This is a genomic window from Labrys methylaminiphilus subsp. lupini (assembly GCF_051161885.1).
Lineage (GTDB): Bacteria > Pseudomonadota > Alphaproteobacteria > Rhizobiales > Labraceae > Labrys.
This window is the reverse complement of the sequence record NZ_JBMDIH010000001.1, coordinates 2,380,804-2,396,892: the sequence shown is the minus strand read 5'-3', so window position 1 is coordinate 2,396,892 and position 16,089 is coordinate 2,380,804. Positions and strand designations below refer to the sequence as shown.

The following is a 16,089-nucleotide window of genomic DNA, read 5'->3' as shown; positions in this document are numbered from 1 at the left end:
CCCTCCGGCGTGACGCAGCTTGCGAGAGGGAGGGTGAGCAGGCCGGCAAGCACGAGCATTTTCTTCATGGGTACGACTCTCAGATGCGTTGCAGTTCGTGGATCGAACAATGAAGGCGCTCCCGCCGGCTTGCAACCGGATGTTTGGCACCAGGGTCGTTTAACTGAGCAGTCATACGGCATGTTGACGGAGGCAAATCTCCGTTTGCGCGCCCGTGCAGGAGGCGGCATGGTGCGGCCGGTGCTGGAGTACGCCCCTTGAAACTGATCATCGGCAACAAGAATTATTCTTCCTGGTCCATGCGTCCCTGGCTCGCGGCAAAGTCGGCCGGTTTGAGCTTCGAGGAACAGATCATCTGGCTGCGCCATCCCGAAACGTCGGCGATGATCAAGGCGACCTCGGCAGCCGGCAAGGTGCCCATTCTGATCCATGGCGACATCATGGTGCACGAATCCATTGCCATCCTCGAATATCTGGCCGAGATCGCGCCGGAGCTCTGGCCTGACGATCGCGAGAGCCGGGCTCACGCCCGAGCCATCAGCGCTGAGATCCATGCCGGGTTCCTGCCGCTGCGCCGCAACTGTCCGATGAATATCAAGCGCCGGCCGAGGGCGATCGCGCTCGACGACGAAACCCAGGCGAGTGTGGAAAGGGTGGTCGATCTCATCATCGATTGCCGTACACGCTTCGGCGGTGGCGGCGATTTCCTGTTCGGCGCGAAGTTCAACAATGCCGATGCCATGTGGGCACCGGTGGTGAACCGCCTGCACGCCTATGACGTCAAGGTGCCGGCCGCGGTGCGCCGCTATATGGATGCGGCGATGGCGACGCCGATGTGGCGTGAATGGGAAGCGGCCGCGCTCGAAGAAACCGAAACGATCGTCGATATTGATTCAGTGTGATGAGCCTTAATCTGATCAAGCTGTGCGTCGGCGCCGAATCGATCGCCGACCTCGAGGAGTGGATCGCCCTGCGCCTGCGCCTGGCGGGCGAGCAGATCCACACCACCCGGATGATGCCGAAGAACCGCGAGGCGATCCTCGGTGGCGGCTCGCTCTATTGGGTGATCAAGGGTATCGTCTCCTGCCGCCAGCGCATCACCGATTTGCGTGCGCGCCGTGACGAGGACGGCATCTCGCGTTGCGATATCCTGCTCGATCCGGTGGTCGTCGCGGTCGATCCCCGTCCGCGCGGTCCCTTCCAGGGCTGGCGCTATCTCAGCGCGACCGATGCACCGCCGGATCTTGCCAAGGCCGGCACGGCCGATGCCGACCTGCCCATCGAGCTCCAGCGCGAGCTTCGCACCATCGGCCTCGTGTGAGCCGAAAGGCCATCTTGGCCGGTTGCAAGAAAGCTGCAAGGCGTGTTCACGCTATAGTCACACACCATGCGTCATTATGGCACGTAATCGCCGCTTACCTGTCCGTCATTCGTTATCGAGCGTTAACCATGACGTGTGCAGGATGGCACTTCGAAGTTTCACCGCTCTGGCATCATGGCCGTAAGTTGAGTGGATGGAGGACGCCATGTTGATCGCAAGTACAGAAGGGCAGGGCTGGTGCTACGAAGTCATCGCGCAGTCTGACGGCTTTCTCGTCCAGGTTCGCGATCTCGATACCGGTGAAGTTTCCCTGAACGAAACCACGTTGTTCCGCACTTCGCCTGTGGCCTTGGCTTATGCCGATATGGCAGCCGCAGCGGACCGCTTCGCTGCATCACGGCTCGACGAGGTTGAAGAGGTCGAGGACTGGCAGGCCCTCGCCGACGATTATCATCACGAGCTGGATCGTTTTACCACCATTCGCGACCGTCTGTCCGATGATGGCGTGGGTGGTGCCTTGCTTCGCTGCAGCCGGGCAGGTTCCCTGCGCGATCAGGCCCATCGACTGCACTAAGTCATTTTTCCAGAGTAGTTGATGGACTTGTCGGTAAAAAAAACGCGTCGGAACCAAGAAATATTCTGCTGATCAGGCGGTAGCCTTGCCACCCTCGACCAAGGTGAGATGGCCATAGCGCCGGGCTCCGCTGGGCAAGGCTGAGCGACGCTGGACGCGGGAAGCCGCCGGGATTTCTTCCACCGCGACGATATCGAAACGCGAAATGGGATGCAGGCCGATCCAATAGGGTGTTTCGCCCGGGGTAAGGCTGCCGAGGATGCGCGAATTCGCCTTGCCGCGATGATGGAGCGGCAGAAGCAGCAATTCCAAGTCGAGACGATGGCCTTGCAGCGTGCTGCCACTCAGCGTGATCACCCGCGCCGTGAGGTCGAAGGATACCGCCGTCACCAACTCGGCCAAGGCAGCCGGATCAGCCCATCGGTCCAGCAACGAAGCGCCGCGCAACTCCTGGCCCAGCAGGGCGCACATGCGAGTTCCGGCCAGGCGGAAAGGAAAGCTGCGGCTCTTGTCGATCTCTACGATGAAGGTATCGCCGAGAACCCGGCGGATGGCGGCCGGATCGATGTCGACGCGTTCGGGGGCCGGCCGCTGACCGCGCAACTGATCCCAATAGCCATAGAGGTCGCGTGTCGCCGTATTCTTCATTGGTCAGCCACCCCTTGAGCAAAGCGCGTTCATGCCTGAACGCTTATTTGCTCTAACTCCTTGTTTCGACGCGTCTTTGCGATTTTTGGCGCTGCCTTCAAATCGTAAAACGCTTTGAGCAAAGCGCGTTCATGCCTGAACGCTTATTTGCTCTAACTCCTTGTTTCGACGCGTCTTTGCGATTTTTGGCACTGCCTTCAAATCGTAAAACGCTTTGAGCAAAGCGCGTTCAAGGCTGAACGCTTGTTTGCTCTGACGCCTTGTTTCCAAGCCAATCCGACGAATTGGCTAGAGCGTCTTTGTGGTTCCTTGCGGATCACTGGACGCTATTGGCATGTTCCGATTTGGGATCGGCCCATGCCTTCGCTTCAATCATCGCGAACGACCTTCGTTCGAACGTCGCTCCCGCCCATCATAGGCGGGCTAGGAGGTGACGATAGCACTGGCGGGGGAGAGGGGGGCAGAGGGCAGGATGGTTACCGCCTGGAAACGAATTATTAATGTTAACAAAACGTTAATGGTGCCGAATCGATGTTAAGAAAGGCGGGGCGGATGGTCATGGCTTCCTCCTTGCTTTAGGAGACACTTCTTTGTCATTGAAATCGCGCGGCAATATCGATCCGCCAGCGGCCTTTAACGTGCCGGCGGTCGTCCTGCTGCTCACCGGCCTCGTCGTCGCCGTTCACATTGCACGGGCCGTGATGCCCGTCAGTTGGAGCGCCTGGCTGGTCGGCATCTTTGCCTTCACCCCCCTGCGCTACGACCCCGCGATCGGAGAGAGCATCGCCTGGCCCGGGGGACACCTTGCCGATATTGCCGGCTTCCTGACCTGTTTCTTCCTTCAGTCCGATCCTGGCACGCTGATGATCAATGGCGCAGCCATGCTGATCCTGGGGGCAGCAGTGGCTTGGCGCTTCGGAGCCTGGCGGTTCCTGGCCTTTACAGCGCTATGTACCGTCGCAGGCTCGTTCACCTGCCTGCTGTTCTACTGGGGCAGTGCAGCAGCCATGGTTGGGGCAGGCGGTGGCTTGTCGGGCCTGTTCGCAGCCTCCATCCATTTCCTGTTCAAGGGCGGGTCGGCCATGGCGGCTTTTCGGGTCGCCGGCGGTGCGGCATTTCGCAAGCCGGCCTGGACCTTGCGGGACGCTCTGGCGGACCAGAATGTGCGCATCTGGCTCGCCGTCTTCGCCTTCATCACGGCGTGGAACGCCGTCAGCCCGCTGATTATAACCACTTCGCAGGTGATGCCCGGTTGGCCGGCCAACATAGGCGGCTTCCTAGCCGGCCTGCTTCTCTTTCGTTTCTTTGACCGCCAGCCACGGTTGCGGCGGGTCGTCTGAAACCCGGATCAGCTCATCGCCTGGCCCTCGACGGCGCTCCACACAGCCAGGGCCTGGCGCGTCTGTGCGACATCGTGGACGCGTACGGCGTCGGCGCCGCGCTGGGCGGCAGAGAGAGCGGCGGCAACCGATCCGGCTACGCGTTCCGAAGCCGGACCATGGCGATCGACGCCGCGGATGAAGATCTTGCGTGAGGCTCCGATCAGCACGGGGAAGCCGAGCGCACGCAATTGCGGGGTGGCGTCGAGCAGGGCCAGATTGTGTTCCATTGTCTTGCCGAAGCCGATGCCGGGGTCGAGCCACAGGCGCGATGCGGCGATGCCATCCTTGATGGCGCGCTCGCATTTGAAGCTCAGTTCGGCGCACACATCCTTCACCACGTCGGCATAAACAGGGTTGACCTGCATGCTTTGCGGATCGCCCTGCATATGCATCAGCACCACGGGTGCATCATGGCCAGCCACGGCCCTGCGGCTGGCTGGATCGTCCAGGGCGGTGACGTCGTTGATCATGGTGGCGCCGGCTGCGAGCGCCCGGGCCATGATTTCGGCGTGACGGGTATCGACGGAGATCAGGCGGTAGCGTCGCCTGGCCTCCTCGGCTAGGGCTGAGATCACCGGGCCGACGCGCTGCCACTCGGTTTCGATGTCGACGGGGGCGGCGCCCGGACGGGTCGACTCACCGCCGATGTCGAGTATGTCGGCACCTTCCTCCATGAGTTGGCGGGCATGATCGATGGCCGTCTCGGCGCTGTCGTAGCGCCCGCCATCGGAGAATGAGTCCGGCGTGACGTTGACGATCCCCATCAGCAGCGGCACCGTCCTGAGGGCACGCACATGGGCGCGATCGCTGCGCGCCAGCATCAGGCTTACGGTTTCGCCATTGACGGGATGGCGCCAGCCCGGCGCGATGTCGGCGAGCGGCGCGAGCACGAAGGCGCGTTCATGCATGCGTGGGTGCGGCACGACGAGGTCTGGCGTGTCGATGACTTCGCTGCCATAGCCGATCAGATCGAGATCCAGCGTGCGTGCGGCATTGCGTTCGCTGCGCTCACGCCCGAACTGCAATTCGACCTCGAGCAAGAGGGAGAGAATCTGATGGGGCGGGAGGGCGCTGTCGACGGCGATGACCTGGTTCGCATACCAGGGCTGGTCCGAACGGGGCACGGGTTCGGTCAGGAACAGGCGTGAACGCGCCGAAATCGTCAATCCGCGGGCGGCCAGGGCAGAGACTGCCCGGCGAAGGGTCTCACGGGGAGCTCCTTCGGAGGACGGAAGATTGGCACCGAGGGCAACGTAGATCATGGAACTTTGCTCACTGGATGGGAAGGGCAACCTCGAGGCGCATGCCGATGTCGTATTCGATGCGGGCCAGGAGGGCGTTGAAGAGGCGATTGATGGATTCGGCGGCGCGGGGGGGCGGGATCAAGCTCCGCTTGCCCAGCGCAATGACGGGCCGGACCAGGCGCACGGAATTGGTGAGAAACAGCGCTTCGGCCTGGTCGAGCAGGGGCGGTGTAAGACTGGTCTCGCTGATATCGAAGCCGAGGGCCTTCGCCTCTTCCAACAGCACGGCGCGCATGACGCCGTCGAGGCAGCCATCGGCGCAGGGGGGCGTGACGAACCGGCCGTCGACGATGGCAAAGAGGTTGGCGATGGTGGTTGAGACGGCATTGCCGTCGAGATTACGGATCAGGGCATCGTCGGCGCCGATCTCGGTGGCCCGGCGGGCGGCGAGGATGTTTTCGAGGTAGTTGAGGGATTTCAGGCGGGCGAGCGGCGAGAACTGGTTGCGCGGCAGCCCGGCCTCGCACAGGCATGCGGGCTGGCCGACGAGGCTCGGACCCCAAGGCTGCGCCGTCACCAGGATGGTGGGTGGATTGCCCGGTGGCGGCCACAGGCCCCGGGCTGCCTGTCCTCGCGTCACCGTGGTGCGCACGATGGCATGGCGTTCGCCCAGCTCATCCAGCACGCCGGCGAGCGCCTCCTGCAACCGGGCCGAATCGACATCGATGCCGATGGCGGCCGCATGCTGGATGAGGCGGGCGCGGTGTCGTTCTTCCGCGAAGGGACGGCCCCTGAAGCAGCTCATGGTGTCGAACACGCCGTCGCCGAGCTGGAAGCCACGATCGAGGGCGTTGACCCAAGGAATGTCGGGTTGACGGGCATCGATTTGGGGGGCGTCGGCGGTGCCGCCCGCCAGGAGACGATAAAGAAGGAAACTCACTGCACGCGATCCAGGAACGCGCGGATGATCTGATGTCCTTGCGGCGTTAGGATCAATTCGGGATGGAATTGCACGCCGAAAGTGGGGTGCTGGCGATGGGTGAGTGCCATGATCTCTCCCTCGTCGCTGCGGGCCGTGACCTCCAGCGGGCCGTCCTCGTCGATCTCGACGATCAGCGAGTGATAGCGCGCGGCCTCGAAGGGGCGCGGCAGCCCGGCGAACAGGCCGCCACCCTGATGCTCGATGCGCGAGGCGCGGCCATGCATGGGAGTGCGAGCATGGGCGGTGCGCCCGCCAAAGACCTCGCCGATGCATTGATGGCCGAGGCAGATGCCGAGAATGGGTAATCTGCCGGAAAACAGCTTGATCAGGTCGAGCGAAGCGCCGGCATCGCGCGGCGCCTTGGGACCCGGCGAGAACACCAGCGCCTTGGCACCCAGGCTGACGACGTCATCGGCGCAGACGGCGTCGTTGCGGGCGACATGGGTCTTGGCACCGGCCTCCTCGAAATAGCGGGAGACGTTGAAGACGAAGGAATCGTAATTATCGACGATCAGGATCATGCCGCTTCCTCCGCGCGGGAGGCATCCTCGAAGGCCGCGATGAGCCGCTCGGCCTTGGCCAGCGTCTCGTCATACTCGGCAAAGGGGTCGGAGAGCAGCGTGATGCCGCCGCCCGCCCGTACAGAGAGGTCCTTGCCGTCATAGCTGAGGGTGCGGATGGCGATGTTGAGATCGGCGGCGCCGTCGAAGCCGATCCAGCCGATGGCACCGCAATAGGCACCGCGCGGCTCGCGCTCGAGTTCGCCGATGATTTCCATGGCGCGAATCTTCGGCGCCCCTGTGATCGAGCCGCCCGGGAAGGTGGCCGCGATCAGGTCGGTGACGTCGAGCCCCGCCTTCAGGCGGCCCGTCACCGCCGAGGTCAGATGGTGAACCGAGGCATAGGTTTCGATACCACACAACATCGGAACCTCGACGCTACCTGCTTCGCAGACGCGTGACAGGTCGTTGCGCAGGAGATCGACGATCATGATGTTCTCGGCCCGGTCCTTCTCGCTGCGGGCGAGCGACTGGGCGATGGCGATGTCCATGGCGGGATGGGTGCAGCGACGCTTGGTGCCCTTGATCGGCCTGGCTTCGACCAACCCCGCATCTTGGCCGGTGTTCAGACGCAAAAAGCGCTCGGGCGAGGTCGAGGCGATGAAGTTGATACCGTCGACAAGCAGGGCGGCGAATGGCGCCGGATTGGACCGCCGCAAGGCGAGATAGGTCGCCAGCGGGTCGGCGCCGTGCTGGGGCGTTGCGCTGAAGCGATGGGAGAGATTGGCCTGGAATATGTCGCCGTCGCGGATATAGCCGACCACGCGAGCGACCTCGGCCTCGTACTCGCTCCGGCTGCGGCTGTCGTGCCAGGTCAGTGCGCGCGGCGCCGACGCCCGGTGAGGCTGGGCCTGGAGGCCCTCGACGAGCCGTTCGGCGCAAGCCCGGTCCGGTGCAATGGCGAAAGCGCGTTTCTCGATGGTGTCGAAGGCGAGGAGGCGATCATAGAAGGGCAAGTCGATCTGCGGGGTGCCCGGAGCGGCGGATGGAACCGATGATCCGAAGCGCTCGAACAGATGACCTGCCTCATAGGCGAAATTGCCGATGGCACCGCCTGTGAAGGGAGGCGCCCCCGGCATAGCAGGGCGGGCATGCTGCCGCAGCAGATGGCGTAAGGCCTCCATCGGCCTGCCGTCGATGGCGGCATCGTTCCAGCGCGCAACGCCGTCGACGACCTTGAACCGGCCGAAGGGGGAGGCAGCCAGATAGGACCACCGCCCGAGCGTCGCATGCGGCATGGCGCTGTCGAGCAGGGCCAGTCGCGGCTGGCTGGCCATGGCGGCCGCGGCTTCTAGGGGATCGATCCAGGGTATCTCAACAATGATCATGGCAGCTCAAGCACAATCCTGGTGCAGCATAAAAATGCCGGCCAGCTCGTGTGATGCGGACAGACCGCTTCAATGTTCGGCGATTGGAGCGTCGGGCGGCTTCCCTGTCAGCCGGCCGGAACTCATCACGCTGAGGCTTGCATACAAGATGAGCCCAAGCGTCCCGCATCTCTCAGCCCTGTGGAGATACGTGGAACATCGCATGTCTATGTAGCGCTTTTTTTTGCCTTTGTCGTGCCTCTGTTTGCGGTGGAATAGAGCATGGTCACGACAAGCCCCGCACAAAGGCCCCAGAAGGCGGCACCGATGCCGTACAGACTGAAGCCGGATGCGGTGACCAGGAAGGTCGCAAGCGCCGGCAGGCGCTGGCTTTCCTCCTGCACGGCGCCGAGCAGGGAAGCACCGAAAGCGCTCACCAGGGCCAGTCCCGCCGCCGCTTCGATCAGGATCGGCGAGGATGCCGTGACCAGGCCAGTGGCGATCGCCGACAGCAACGAGAAGATCGCCGCATAGAACAGCCCAGCCACCACCGCGGCGGTATAGCGCCGTTCGGGCTGGGCATGGGCATCCGGACCGGCGCAGAGGGCGGCGGTAATCGCTGCGAGGTTGATGGTGGGAGCCCCCAGCAAGGAGGAGAGCGCCGATACGCCCCCGGTCGCGAGGAAGGCCGGCCTTGTCGGCGGTTGATAGCCATAGGTCGCCAGCACGGTCAGGCCCGGAATGTTCTGGGAGGCCATGGTGACGACGAAGAGCGGTAGGCCGATCGAAATCAGTGTTTGCCAATCGAAGCTTGGGGCAACGAATTCAAGCGACGGCAGAGCCAGGGGCAGCGTGCTCGCCTGGCCATCGAACGCCATGGCGCCCAAGGCGACAGCAAGCGCCGCGGGTGCAGCCCACAGACGGTAGAAGCGACCCACAGCCAGCCAGGTCAGCACCACGGGTATAGCGAATTTGGGCACCTGACCAAGGGCGGCGATCGGGGCAAGGCAGAGCTTGAACAGGATGCCGGCCAGCATCGCGCCCGCGATAGGACGGGGAATGCGCGTGATCAGCTTGCCGAGTGGCGCCCACAAGCCGGCGATCATGATCAGCACGCCGACGATCAGAAAGGCGCCCACGGCCGCGGGATAGCCCCCGGCCGGCGCCGTCAGGCTCGCCAGCAGCGCCATGCCGGGCGTCGACCACGCCGTCGAGATCGGCATGCGGGTCATGAGGCTCAGGCCGGCACCGCACAGGCCCATGGTGACGCACAAAGTGGCAAGGCCCGAGGCGATCTGGCCTGGCGATGCACCGACGGCGCTCATGCCGTTGATCACCACCGCCACCGAACTGGTATAGCCGACCACAGCGGTAAGCACGCCCATGCCGGCCGACTGGCCGTTGAGGTCTGCAAAGAAGGAACGCATGGCGAGGGGAACCAGATTTATTGAGACGGACGTAGCACGAGACCGCTTTATTCGGGCCCCGACACGAAATGTGCAAGCCATATGTCAGACGGATTGGGAGATCAAACCAGGCCGGTTTGAGCCGGAGGTGAGGATTTCTCTGCCCGTATTCTCCGCGGGCATGCACATCCAAATCTCGGCCTCCAGATAGGCCGCCCATTGGCGCGCGTATCGACGAGCCTCTTCGCGTGTCCGGTTCGTGTTTAGGGCACCAAAAGAAAACGGGCGGAAGATCCGCCCGTTGCTTGCTTGTCCGTTCAGGACTTCTTGCTGTCGTCTCGGCTTCGCCCCAGGAGACTCGCCATTTCCTCCTCGAGGCTGGCGAAGGGGTCTTCGACCTCGGCTGGAGCCGGGGTAGTCGTTGGAGCCGGAGGCGGCGTTGGTGTGGGAGCCGGTGTTGGCGCCGGCGTCGGTGCCGCAGTGGCGGTCGGTGCGGCCGGGGTGCTCGAGGTGGGCGCCGGCGGTGTGGTGGCCGGGCGGGTCGGCGTCGTCAGTCTTTCGCCGACCCGGAAGGGTTCCGTACGCGTCGGCTCGGCCTGGGCGCGTGGCGCCGGCGTTCCCAGCGAGGGTTCGATACGGCCACCGGGAGCGTGCGACGGCTCGCTGGCCGGACGCGGATCGGCGGAGAAACGAGGTTCGACCCGAAGCTCCGACGCTTGGCGCGGCGCAGGCGTGGGAGCGGGTGTGGCCTCGGGGCGACGCCATTCCGGCAAGCGCAGATCCGGCAGACGGATCTCGGGCAGCGTCAGGCGTGCGGTGGTGGTCGGAGGCGGTGGCTCCTGCGTTTCGGGCGCGGGTTCGAGATCGAGCCCCTCCGCGATTTCGAAGTCAAGGTCAGCCTTGGGCTTGGGGGCTGGCGTGGTTTGTGCGGCCGATACCGTTGGCTTGGGCGCCGGCGTCGTCGTAGGCGTCTCGTCGGCCAGAAGCTCCTCGAAATGCGCGGTATCGATCGTGGCGCGCGGCTCTTCGGTCACCGGTGCGGCAGGTGCGGCCGGGGTCGGCGTCGTTGCAGGAGCGGCGGCCCGGCCGAAATTCGGCAAGCGCGAAGTGGCCCGCTGGAAGAAGCCGGGCTCGCGCGGGGGCACCACGCCCGAACGCGCGGCGGAAGTGGTTGCGGAAGTGGTCGAAGGCGCCGGGGTCGTGGTAGCGGCCAGGGTAGGGGGGGCAGTGGGTGTCCTGCTGGCCGCCGTGGTGGCCGGTGCCGGAGTTGGCGTATCGATCCTGGCGACAGGCGGGGGAGCGACCGAGGTCGGACGGGCGAAGTCTTCCTCGACCTGCCGCGGTGGGGCCGCGACGGCAGTCGCACGCTCCTGCACCGGCGGCGTTGCTGCACCGGGCGAAGCCGGGCGCTGAGCCTGGCCGGCCGAGCGGGCGCGCAGAATGCTGGATTCGACGACCACGTCGTTCGGGCCGCCGATCATGATCAGATGTTCGACATTGTCACGCCGAACCAGCACGAGCTGACGGGCGCCGACGCCATAGGAATCCACCACGCCGAGCCGCGACTGCCGACCGCCCTTGACGCCGCCGCCGAGCTGGGGCCGGTTGAGCGTGCGCCAGATGAACATCAGGACGACTCCCACCACCAGCAGGCCAGCCAAGGCGAACAACTGCGCGGGCAGCCAAGAGTTCAACGAATCCATCGATACATTTCCTTAGATCTGGTCCGGTGCCGATAGGGGATGGCAGCCTGATACGACCAGTACTCTTTCCGGGCTGGTTTCTTAGAAGACGGTTAACGTGCAAGAATCAACAGCAAAGTCGCAAAACTAAGGCTTGTCCCTTGGAATTGGCCAAAAATTCGGAGAAATGCCGCAAAAGGGGCGGATTTGTCTTCCCTCTCAGCCGTTTCGCTGAGGGTATACCATGGTCGAGCATGCGTTTGGACGGAGCTAAAACGCTGCAAGGGACCACGATATTTTTGGTCAACGAGGTTAACACATTTTGAAATGTGAACTGCTAAGCCAAACTGACCATTATGCGGTTCGCCGGAGCGAATCGCCCTTTGACGATGCGCGGTGGGGTTGAACATGGCTGAAGGCGAGGAGGCGGCGGCACGCGGCGCCGCAGTCGATCGCAGCGAGCGGCCCAGCGGCATCTTCTGGGTGCTGGCGCTTGCCGCGGTGATCATCCTCATCGCCGTGGGGGTGTCGCTGCTGCCCTATGACTGGGGCAAGGTCGCCAGTTTCGGTATCCTGGCCGTCTTTGCCATCGTCGGCATGATTGCGATGTTCGCCTGGGCGATGGGAATCGCCCATTTCGGCCAGAGCTCGATCGCCCGCAACGACCTCACCAAGCTGATCGCCGACGATTCTCCGGAAGGCATCCTCGTCACCAACAAGGATGGCCGTATCATCTATGCCAACGAAGCGTATCTGACGCTGACCGGCGCCATGGGCGAGCAGGACATCCGCACGGTGGAGCGGGCTTTCACGGGGGACCCCGACGTTTCGGAGGCGACGTATCGCCTGGCGCAGGCTGCGCGGGCCGGGCAGCGCCTCGCCGAGGAATTTCGCATCGCCTCGGCGCCGCCTTCCGGAACGGCCTCCTGGTATCGCGTGCGGGTGCGTCCGATCGCACGCCCCTCCGGTGCAGGGGAGACGGTGTGGACCGTTGCCGACATCACGCGCGAGCGCGAGCGCCAGGAAAACGTCTTCCAGGAACTGCAGCACGCCATAGACTATCTTGACCACGCGCCGGCCGGCTTTTTCTCCGCCGATCCTTCGGGCGAGATCGTTTATCTCAACGCCACGCTCGCCGGCTGGCTCGACTATGACCTCGCCCAGTTCGGCACAGGCGGCCTGACTCTAGCCGACATCGCGCCCGGCAATGCCGGCGCTTTGGTGGTGACGCAGGCCAGCGAGCCGGGCAGCGTGCGCACCGAGATCTTCGACATCGATCTCAGGCGCCGCAACGGCACCATCATGCCCGTGCGCCTGTTCCACAAGATCGCCTTCGCCGCCGATGGCCAGCCCGGCCCCTCGCGGACCCTGGTGATCTATCGCGGGCCGGGCGGCGACGTTTCAGAAGGCTTGCGAGCGGCGGAAGTTCGTTTTGCACGCTTCTTCAACAACTCGCCTTTGGCCATTGCGACGATTGACGAAAACGCCAGGATCGTGCGTACCAACGCGGCCTTCATGCGCCTGTTCAAGGAGTCCCTCAATGGCGACGCACCGGGCCATTCCCTGCTCGAGGCCGTGGTCGAGCGCGACCGCGAGGGCCTGAGCAAACTGACCCGTCTCGCCATGGCCGGCCGCGGCGACATCGAACCGGCCGAGGCTTCCTTGGCCGGACAGGGCAGCCGCTCCGCCCGCTTCTGGTTCGCGCCCGTCGATCGCGGCGAGAACGAGAAGGAAGCAGCGATCGTCTATATGATCGACACCACCGAGCAGCGCACGCTGCAGGAGCAGTTCACCCAGAGCCAGAAGATGAATGCGGTCGGCCAGCTTGCCGGCGGCGTAGCGCACGATTTCAACAATGTGCTCGGGGTGATCATGCTGGCGGCCGATTCCCTGCTCGGCAGCCACAAGCCCGGCGATCCCGCTTTCCAGGACATCATGGCGATCAAGAGCAACGCCAACCGCGCCGCCAATCTGGTGCGCCAGTTGCTTGCGTTCTCGCGCCGGCAGACCCTGCGCCCGCAGGTGCTGAACCTCAATGACGCGATGTCGGACCTGTCGATGCTGCTGCGGCGCCTGCTCGGCGAGAAAGTCGCGCTGGAGGTCGTGCATGGCCGCGATCTCTGGCCGGTGAAAGTGGACGTCAACCAGTTCGAACAGGTGGTGATGAACCTCACCGTCAATGCGCGCGATGCCATGGCCGATGGCGGCAAGGTGATCATCCGTACGCGCAATGTGCCGATCTCGGAGGCGAGCGCCCTCGATCGCAGCGAATTGCCGCCGGCCGACTATGTCACCGTCGAGGTCGAGGACAATGGCAGCGGCATTCCGCCGGCCGTCCTGGACAAGATCTTCGAGCCCTTTTTCACCACCAAGGATGTCGGCAAGGGCACCGGCCTCGGGCTTTCCACCGTCTACGGCATCGTCAAGCAGACCGGCGGCTCCATCCTCGTCCACTCGGTGGAGGGCAAGGGCACGATCTTCCAGATCTTCCTGCCGCGTATGATCGAGTTGGCGAAGGCAGCCAGCGTCGAGGCCGACACCCCACCGGGCCAGGCTGGGTCGACACCGGCCAAGACCAAGGACATGCCCGATCTCACCGGGCGCGGCCGCATTCTGCTGGTCGAGGACGAGGAGGCCCTGCGGGCGCTCTCTGCCCGCACCCTGACGGCCCGTGGCTTCGAGGTCATCGAAGCCGGTTCGGGCATCGAGGCCCTGCAGATCATCGACGAAGGCGAGAACGAGATCGATCTCGTCGTATCCGACGTGGTGATGCCCGAAATGGATGGGCCGACCCTGCTCAAGGAAATGCGCAAGCGCAATTCGACGACGCGGATCATCTTCGTCTCCGGCTATGCCGAAGAGGCGTTCGCCAAGAACATGCCTGAGGGCGAGGAATTCGCCTTCCTGCCCAAGCCCTTCTCGATGAAGCAGTTGGTCGAGGCCGTGAAGTCCAATATGAAGCCGTAGATTGGCGGCTGGAACGGTTTTCGGGCGATGCGCGGCGTTCGAGCTGGCCAGCTCCTCATGACGACTTAAGCAATTGCTTGAACTGTAATTTTGGATATTGCGTCATTGTTTTTTCACGCAAGAATTTGGATGGCCGCCGGCCTGGTGGTGCTCGGCGCGATGTCAGCCGAGGCTAGAGACGGCATCCCGACAGGCTGCGATCTCGGCGGCACCCAGATCCGTTCCATCGCCGATCCCGTCTCGGGCCGATCCTATGATGTCGAGGTCACCTTGCCGTCGGATTACCAGGCCAATCCCGCCAAGCGCTATCCGGTGCTGTATTATGCCGATGGTGGCCACCTTGCCGCGTCCGCAACCTGCCTGTCGAAGGAACCGCGGCGCCAGGAGGCGCTCCGCCTGGTCAGAAAGCTCCATCGCGACGGCAAGCTGGCGGAAGAACCTATCCTCGTCGGCCTGTCCTATGCCAAGGGCGAGGGCTTTGCGGTAAGCCGGGCTCGCGACTACACGCCGGTTGCCGACAAGCCTGGTTATGGCGGAGCCGGGGCCTTTCAGGCCTATCTCGGCAAGACCGTCATGCCCGTGATCGAGGGCCTTTATCGGACCGACCCCAGAAGACGCCTGTTCTGGGGCCATTCCTATGGCGGGCTTCTCGGAGCCCGGATACTGCTGACCGAACCCGGCCTCTTCCGTTCCTATATTCTCGGCAGCCCGTCCTTGTGGTTCGCCGATCACGCCATCCTGACGATGGAGGCCGACTACGCCAGGGCGAACCGTGACCTGAAGGCCCATGTCCTGATCTATGTCGGCGGCGACGAGATCAGCCGCTACGATCCAGGCCGGCGCGGCGATACCCAGGATATGGTCGGCGATGTCAGGACGTTCGAGAAGCTCTTGAAATCTCGCGGTTTTCCAAGCCTGACGATCCACTCTCTCGTGGTGCCGGGCAAGAACCACCGCACCACCATTCCCCCGGGCTTTGCCTGGGCCATCACCTCCGCACTCGCCGGCGGATGAGCGTCGCGGGTAAACGGAGGGGCGGCTGGCTGTGAAACGACGCCAAAACAATGGGTTGAAGAGAAAATGTGATTCAGGAAGATCACGTTTTGCTCTCGTGCTCGCTTTGGCCGCCCTCATCGCCGCCTGCCTGAGCGCTCCCATCGAAGCCGCCGAAGGCAAGGCCGGAAAATGGCGCTCATGCGATCCCGGCGGCATCCTCACCCAATCCGTGCCCGATCCCGTCTCGGGCCGATCCTATGACATCGAGGTCAGCCTGCCCTCCGGCTATGACGCGGCCGCGGCCAAGCTCTATCCCGTTCTCTATCTGGCCGATGGCGGCCGTGCTGTCAGGCCGCTGGCCTGTGAGGTGAGGGCACTCTACGGCGAAGGGAGCCTGCGGGAGGATCCCATCATCGTCGGTCTTTCCTATGCGAAGGGCGAAAATCTGGAGGTGAGCCGCAAGCGCGACTACACGCCGGTTGCCCTCAAGCCCGGAGACACCGCCTATGGCGGGGCGAGCGCTTATCAGCTCTATCTGCGCCAGACCGTGATCCCCTATGTCGAGCGGCAATATCGGGCCGATCCCGGCCGGCGCCTTTACTGGGGCCATTCCTATGGCGGCCTGCTCGGTACGCGCATCCTGCTGACGGAGCCCGACCTGTTCGCGACCTATATGCTCGGCAGCCCCTCTTTCTGGTTCGGCGATCAGGCCATCCTGGCGATCGAAGCCGATTATGCCAAGGCCAACAGCGACTTGAAGGCAGAGGTCCTGATGTATGTCGGTGGCGACGAAGTCTCCCGCTACGATGCGGGACGGCGCGGCTACACCAAGGATATGGTTGGCGGCGTGAAGGCATTCGAGGCGCGCCTGCGAGAACGCGGCTTTCCGGGCCTGAGCATCCGCTCGCTGGTGGTGCCGGGCAAGAACCATCGCAATAGCATTCCGGCGGGTTTCGGCTGGGCCATTACCTCGGCGTTGGGATCGGGCAGGCTGGCTCTGCCACAATAAGTCGAAGGATA

At 63.9% G+C, this 16,089-nt stretch carries 14 protein-coding genes; 7 read left to right on the top strand and 7 right to left on the bottom strand.

Translation table 11 applies throughout. The features are described 5' to 3' along the window. Positions 1-257 precede the first annotated feature (257 nt). From ACN6KF_RS11285 to ACN6KF_RS11275, 3 genes are all read left to right on the top strand, one after another. Positions 258-902, top strand: a complete 645-nt coding sequence (locus ACN6KF_RS11285; protein ID WP_434956936.1) for a glutathione S-transferase — start codon at positions 258-260, stop codon at positions 900-902. Next, positions 902-1,321, top strand: coding sequence for a DUF1489 family protein (locus tag ACN6KF_RS11280; protein WP_434956935.1), 420 nt, complete (start codon positions 902-904; stop codon positions 1,319-1,321). Before ACN6KF_RS11285 ends, ACN6KF_RS11280 begins: the two co-directional genes overlap by 1 nt. 205 nt (positions 1,322-1,526) lie before the next feature. Continuing rightward, complete coding sequence (locus ACN6KF_RS11275) at positions 1,527-1,895, top strand: hypothetical protein (protein ID WP_434956934.1); 369 nt, start codon at positions 1,527-1,529, stop codon at positions 1,893-1,895. 72 nt (positions 1,896-1,967) lie between these two features. Here ACN6KF_RS11275 and ACN6KF_RS11270 read toward each other — a convergent pair whose 3' ends face one another. After that, entirely contained in the window at positions 1,968-2,543 is a 576-nt protein-coding gene (locus tag ACN6KF_RS11270; protein ID WP_434956933.1) for a PAS domain-containing protein, read from the bottom strand. 590 nt (positions 2,544-3,133) lie between these two features. Between ACN6KF_RS11270 and ACN6KF_RS11265 the strand changes: the two genes are divergently transcribed. Beyond that, entirely contained in the window at positions 3,134-3,883 is a 750-nt protein-coding gene (locus ACN6KF_RS11265) for a rhomboid family intramembrane serine protease (RefSeq protein ID WP_434956932.1), read from the top strand. A gap of 8 nt (positions 3,884-3,891) precedes the next feature. Here the strand turns inward: ACN6KF_RS11265 and folP are convergent, their stop codons facing one another. From folP to ACN6KF_RS11235, 6 genes are all read right to left on the bottom strand, one after another. Continuing rightward, complete coding sequence (gene folP / locus ACN6KF_RS11260; protein ID WP_434956931.1) at positions 3,892-5,187, bottom strand: dihydropteroate synthase; 1,296 nt, start codon at positions 5,185-5,187, stop codon at positions 3,892-3,894. Between the two features lie 10 nt (positions 5,188-5,197). Beyond that, on the bottom strand, positions 5,198-6,109 hold the full coding sequence (locus tag ACN6KF_RS11255; RefSeq protein WP_434956930.1) for an aminotransferase class IV: 912 nt from the start codon (positions 6,107-6,109) through the stop codon (positions 5,198-5,200). Beyond that, entirely contained in the window at positions 6,106-6,672 is a 567-nt protein-coding gene (locus ACN6KF_RS11250; RefSeq protein ID WP_434956929.1) for an anthranilate synthase component II, read from the bottom strand. Before ACN6KF_RS11250 ends, ACN6KF_RS11255 begins: the two co-directional genes overlap by 4 nt. Beyond that, positions 6,669-8,039 (bottom strand): aminodeoxychorismate synthase component I, encoded by a 1,371-nt coding sequence (pabB, locus tag ACN6KF_RS11245; RefSeq protein WP_434956928.1) that lies wholly within the window; start codon positions 8,037-8,039, stop codon positions 6,669-6,671. Before pabB ends, ACN6KF_RS11250 begins: the two co-directional genes overlap by 4 nt. A gap of 206 nt (positions 8,040-8,245) precedes the next feature. After that, complete coding sequence (locus ACN6KF_RS11240) at positions 8,246-9,445, bottom strand: benzoate/H(+) symporter BenE family transporter (RefSeq protein ID WP_434956927.1); 1,200 nt, start codon at positions 9,443-9,445, stop codon at positions 8,246-8,248. Between the two features lie 296 nt (positions 9,446-9,741). Further along, positions 9,742-11,127 (bottom strand): hypothetical protein, encoded by a 1,386-nt coding sequence (locus ACN6KF_RS11235; protein WP_434956926.1) that lies wholly within the window; start codon positions 11,125-11,127, stop codon positions 9,742-9,744. Positions 11,128-11,514: 387 nt separating this feature from the next. Between ACN6KF_RS11235 and cckA the strand changes: the two genes are divergently transcribed. From cckA to ACN6KF_RS11220, 3 genes are all read left to right on the top strand, one after another. Further along, positions 11,515-14,073, top strand: a complete 2,559-nt coding sequence (gene cckA, locus ACN6KF_RS11230) for a cell cycle histidine kinase CckA (protein WP_434956925.1) — start codon at positions 11,515-11,517, stop codon at positions 14,071-14,073. Between the two features lie 129 nt (positions 14,074-14,202). Then, a complete protein-coding gene (locus tag ACN6KF_RS11225) occupies positions 14,203-15,087 on the top strand; it encodes an alpha/beta hydrolase (RefSeq protein WP_434956924.1) in 885 nt (294 codons plus the stop codon). A gap of 97 nt (positions 15,088-15,184) precedes the next feature. Then, a complete protein-coding gene (locus tag ACN6KF_RS11220; protein ID WP_434956923.1) occupies positions 15,185-16,078 on the top strand; it encodes an alpha/beta hydrolase in 894 nt (297 codons plus the stop codon). Positions 16,079-16,089 lie beyond the last annotated feature (11 nt).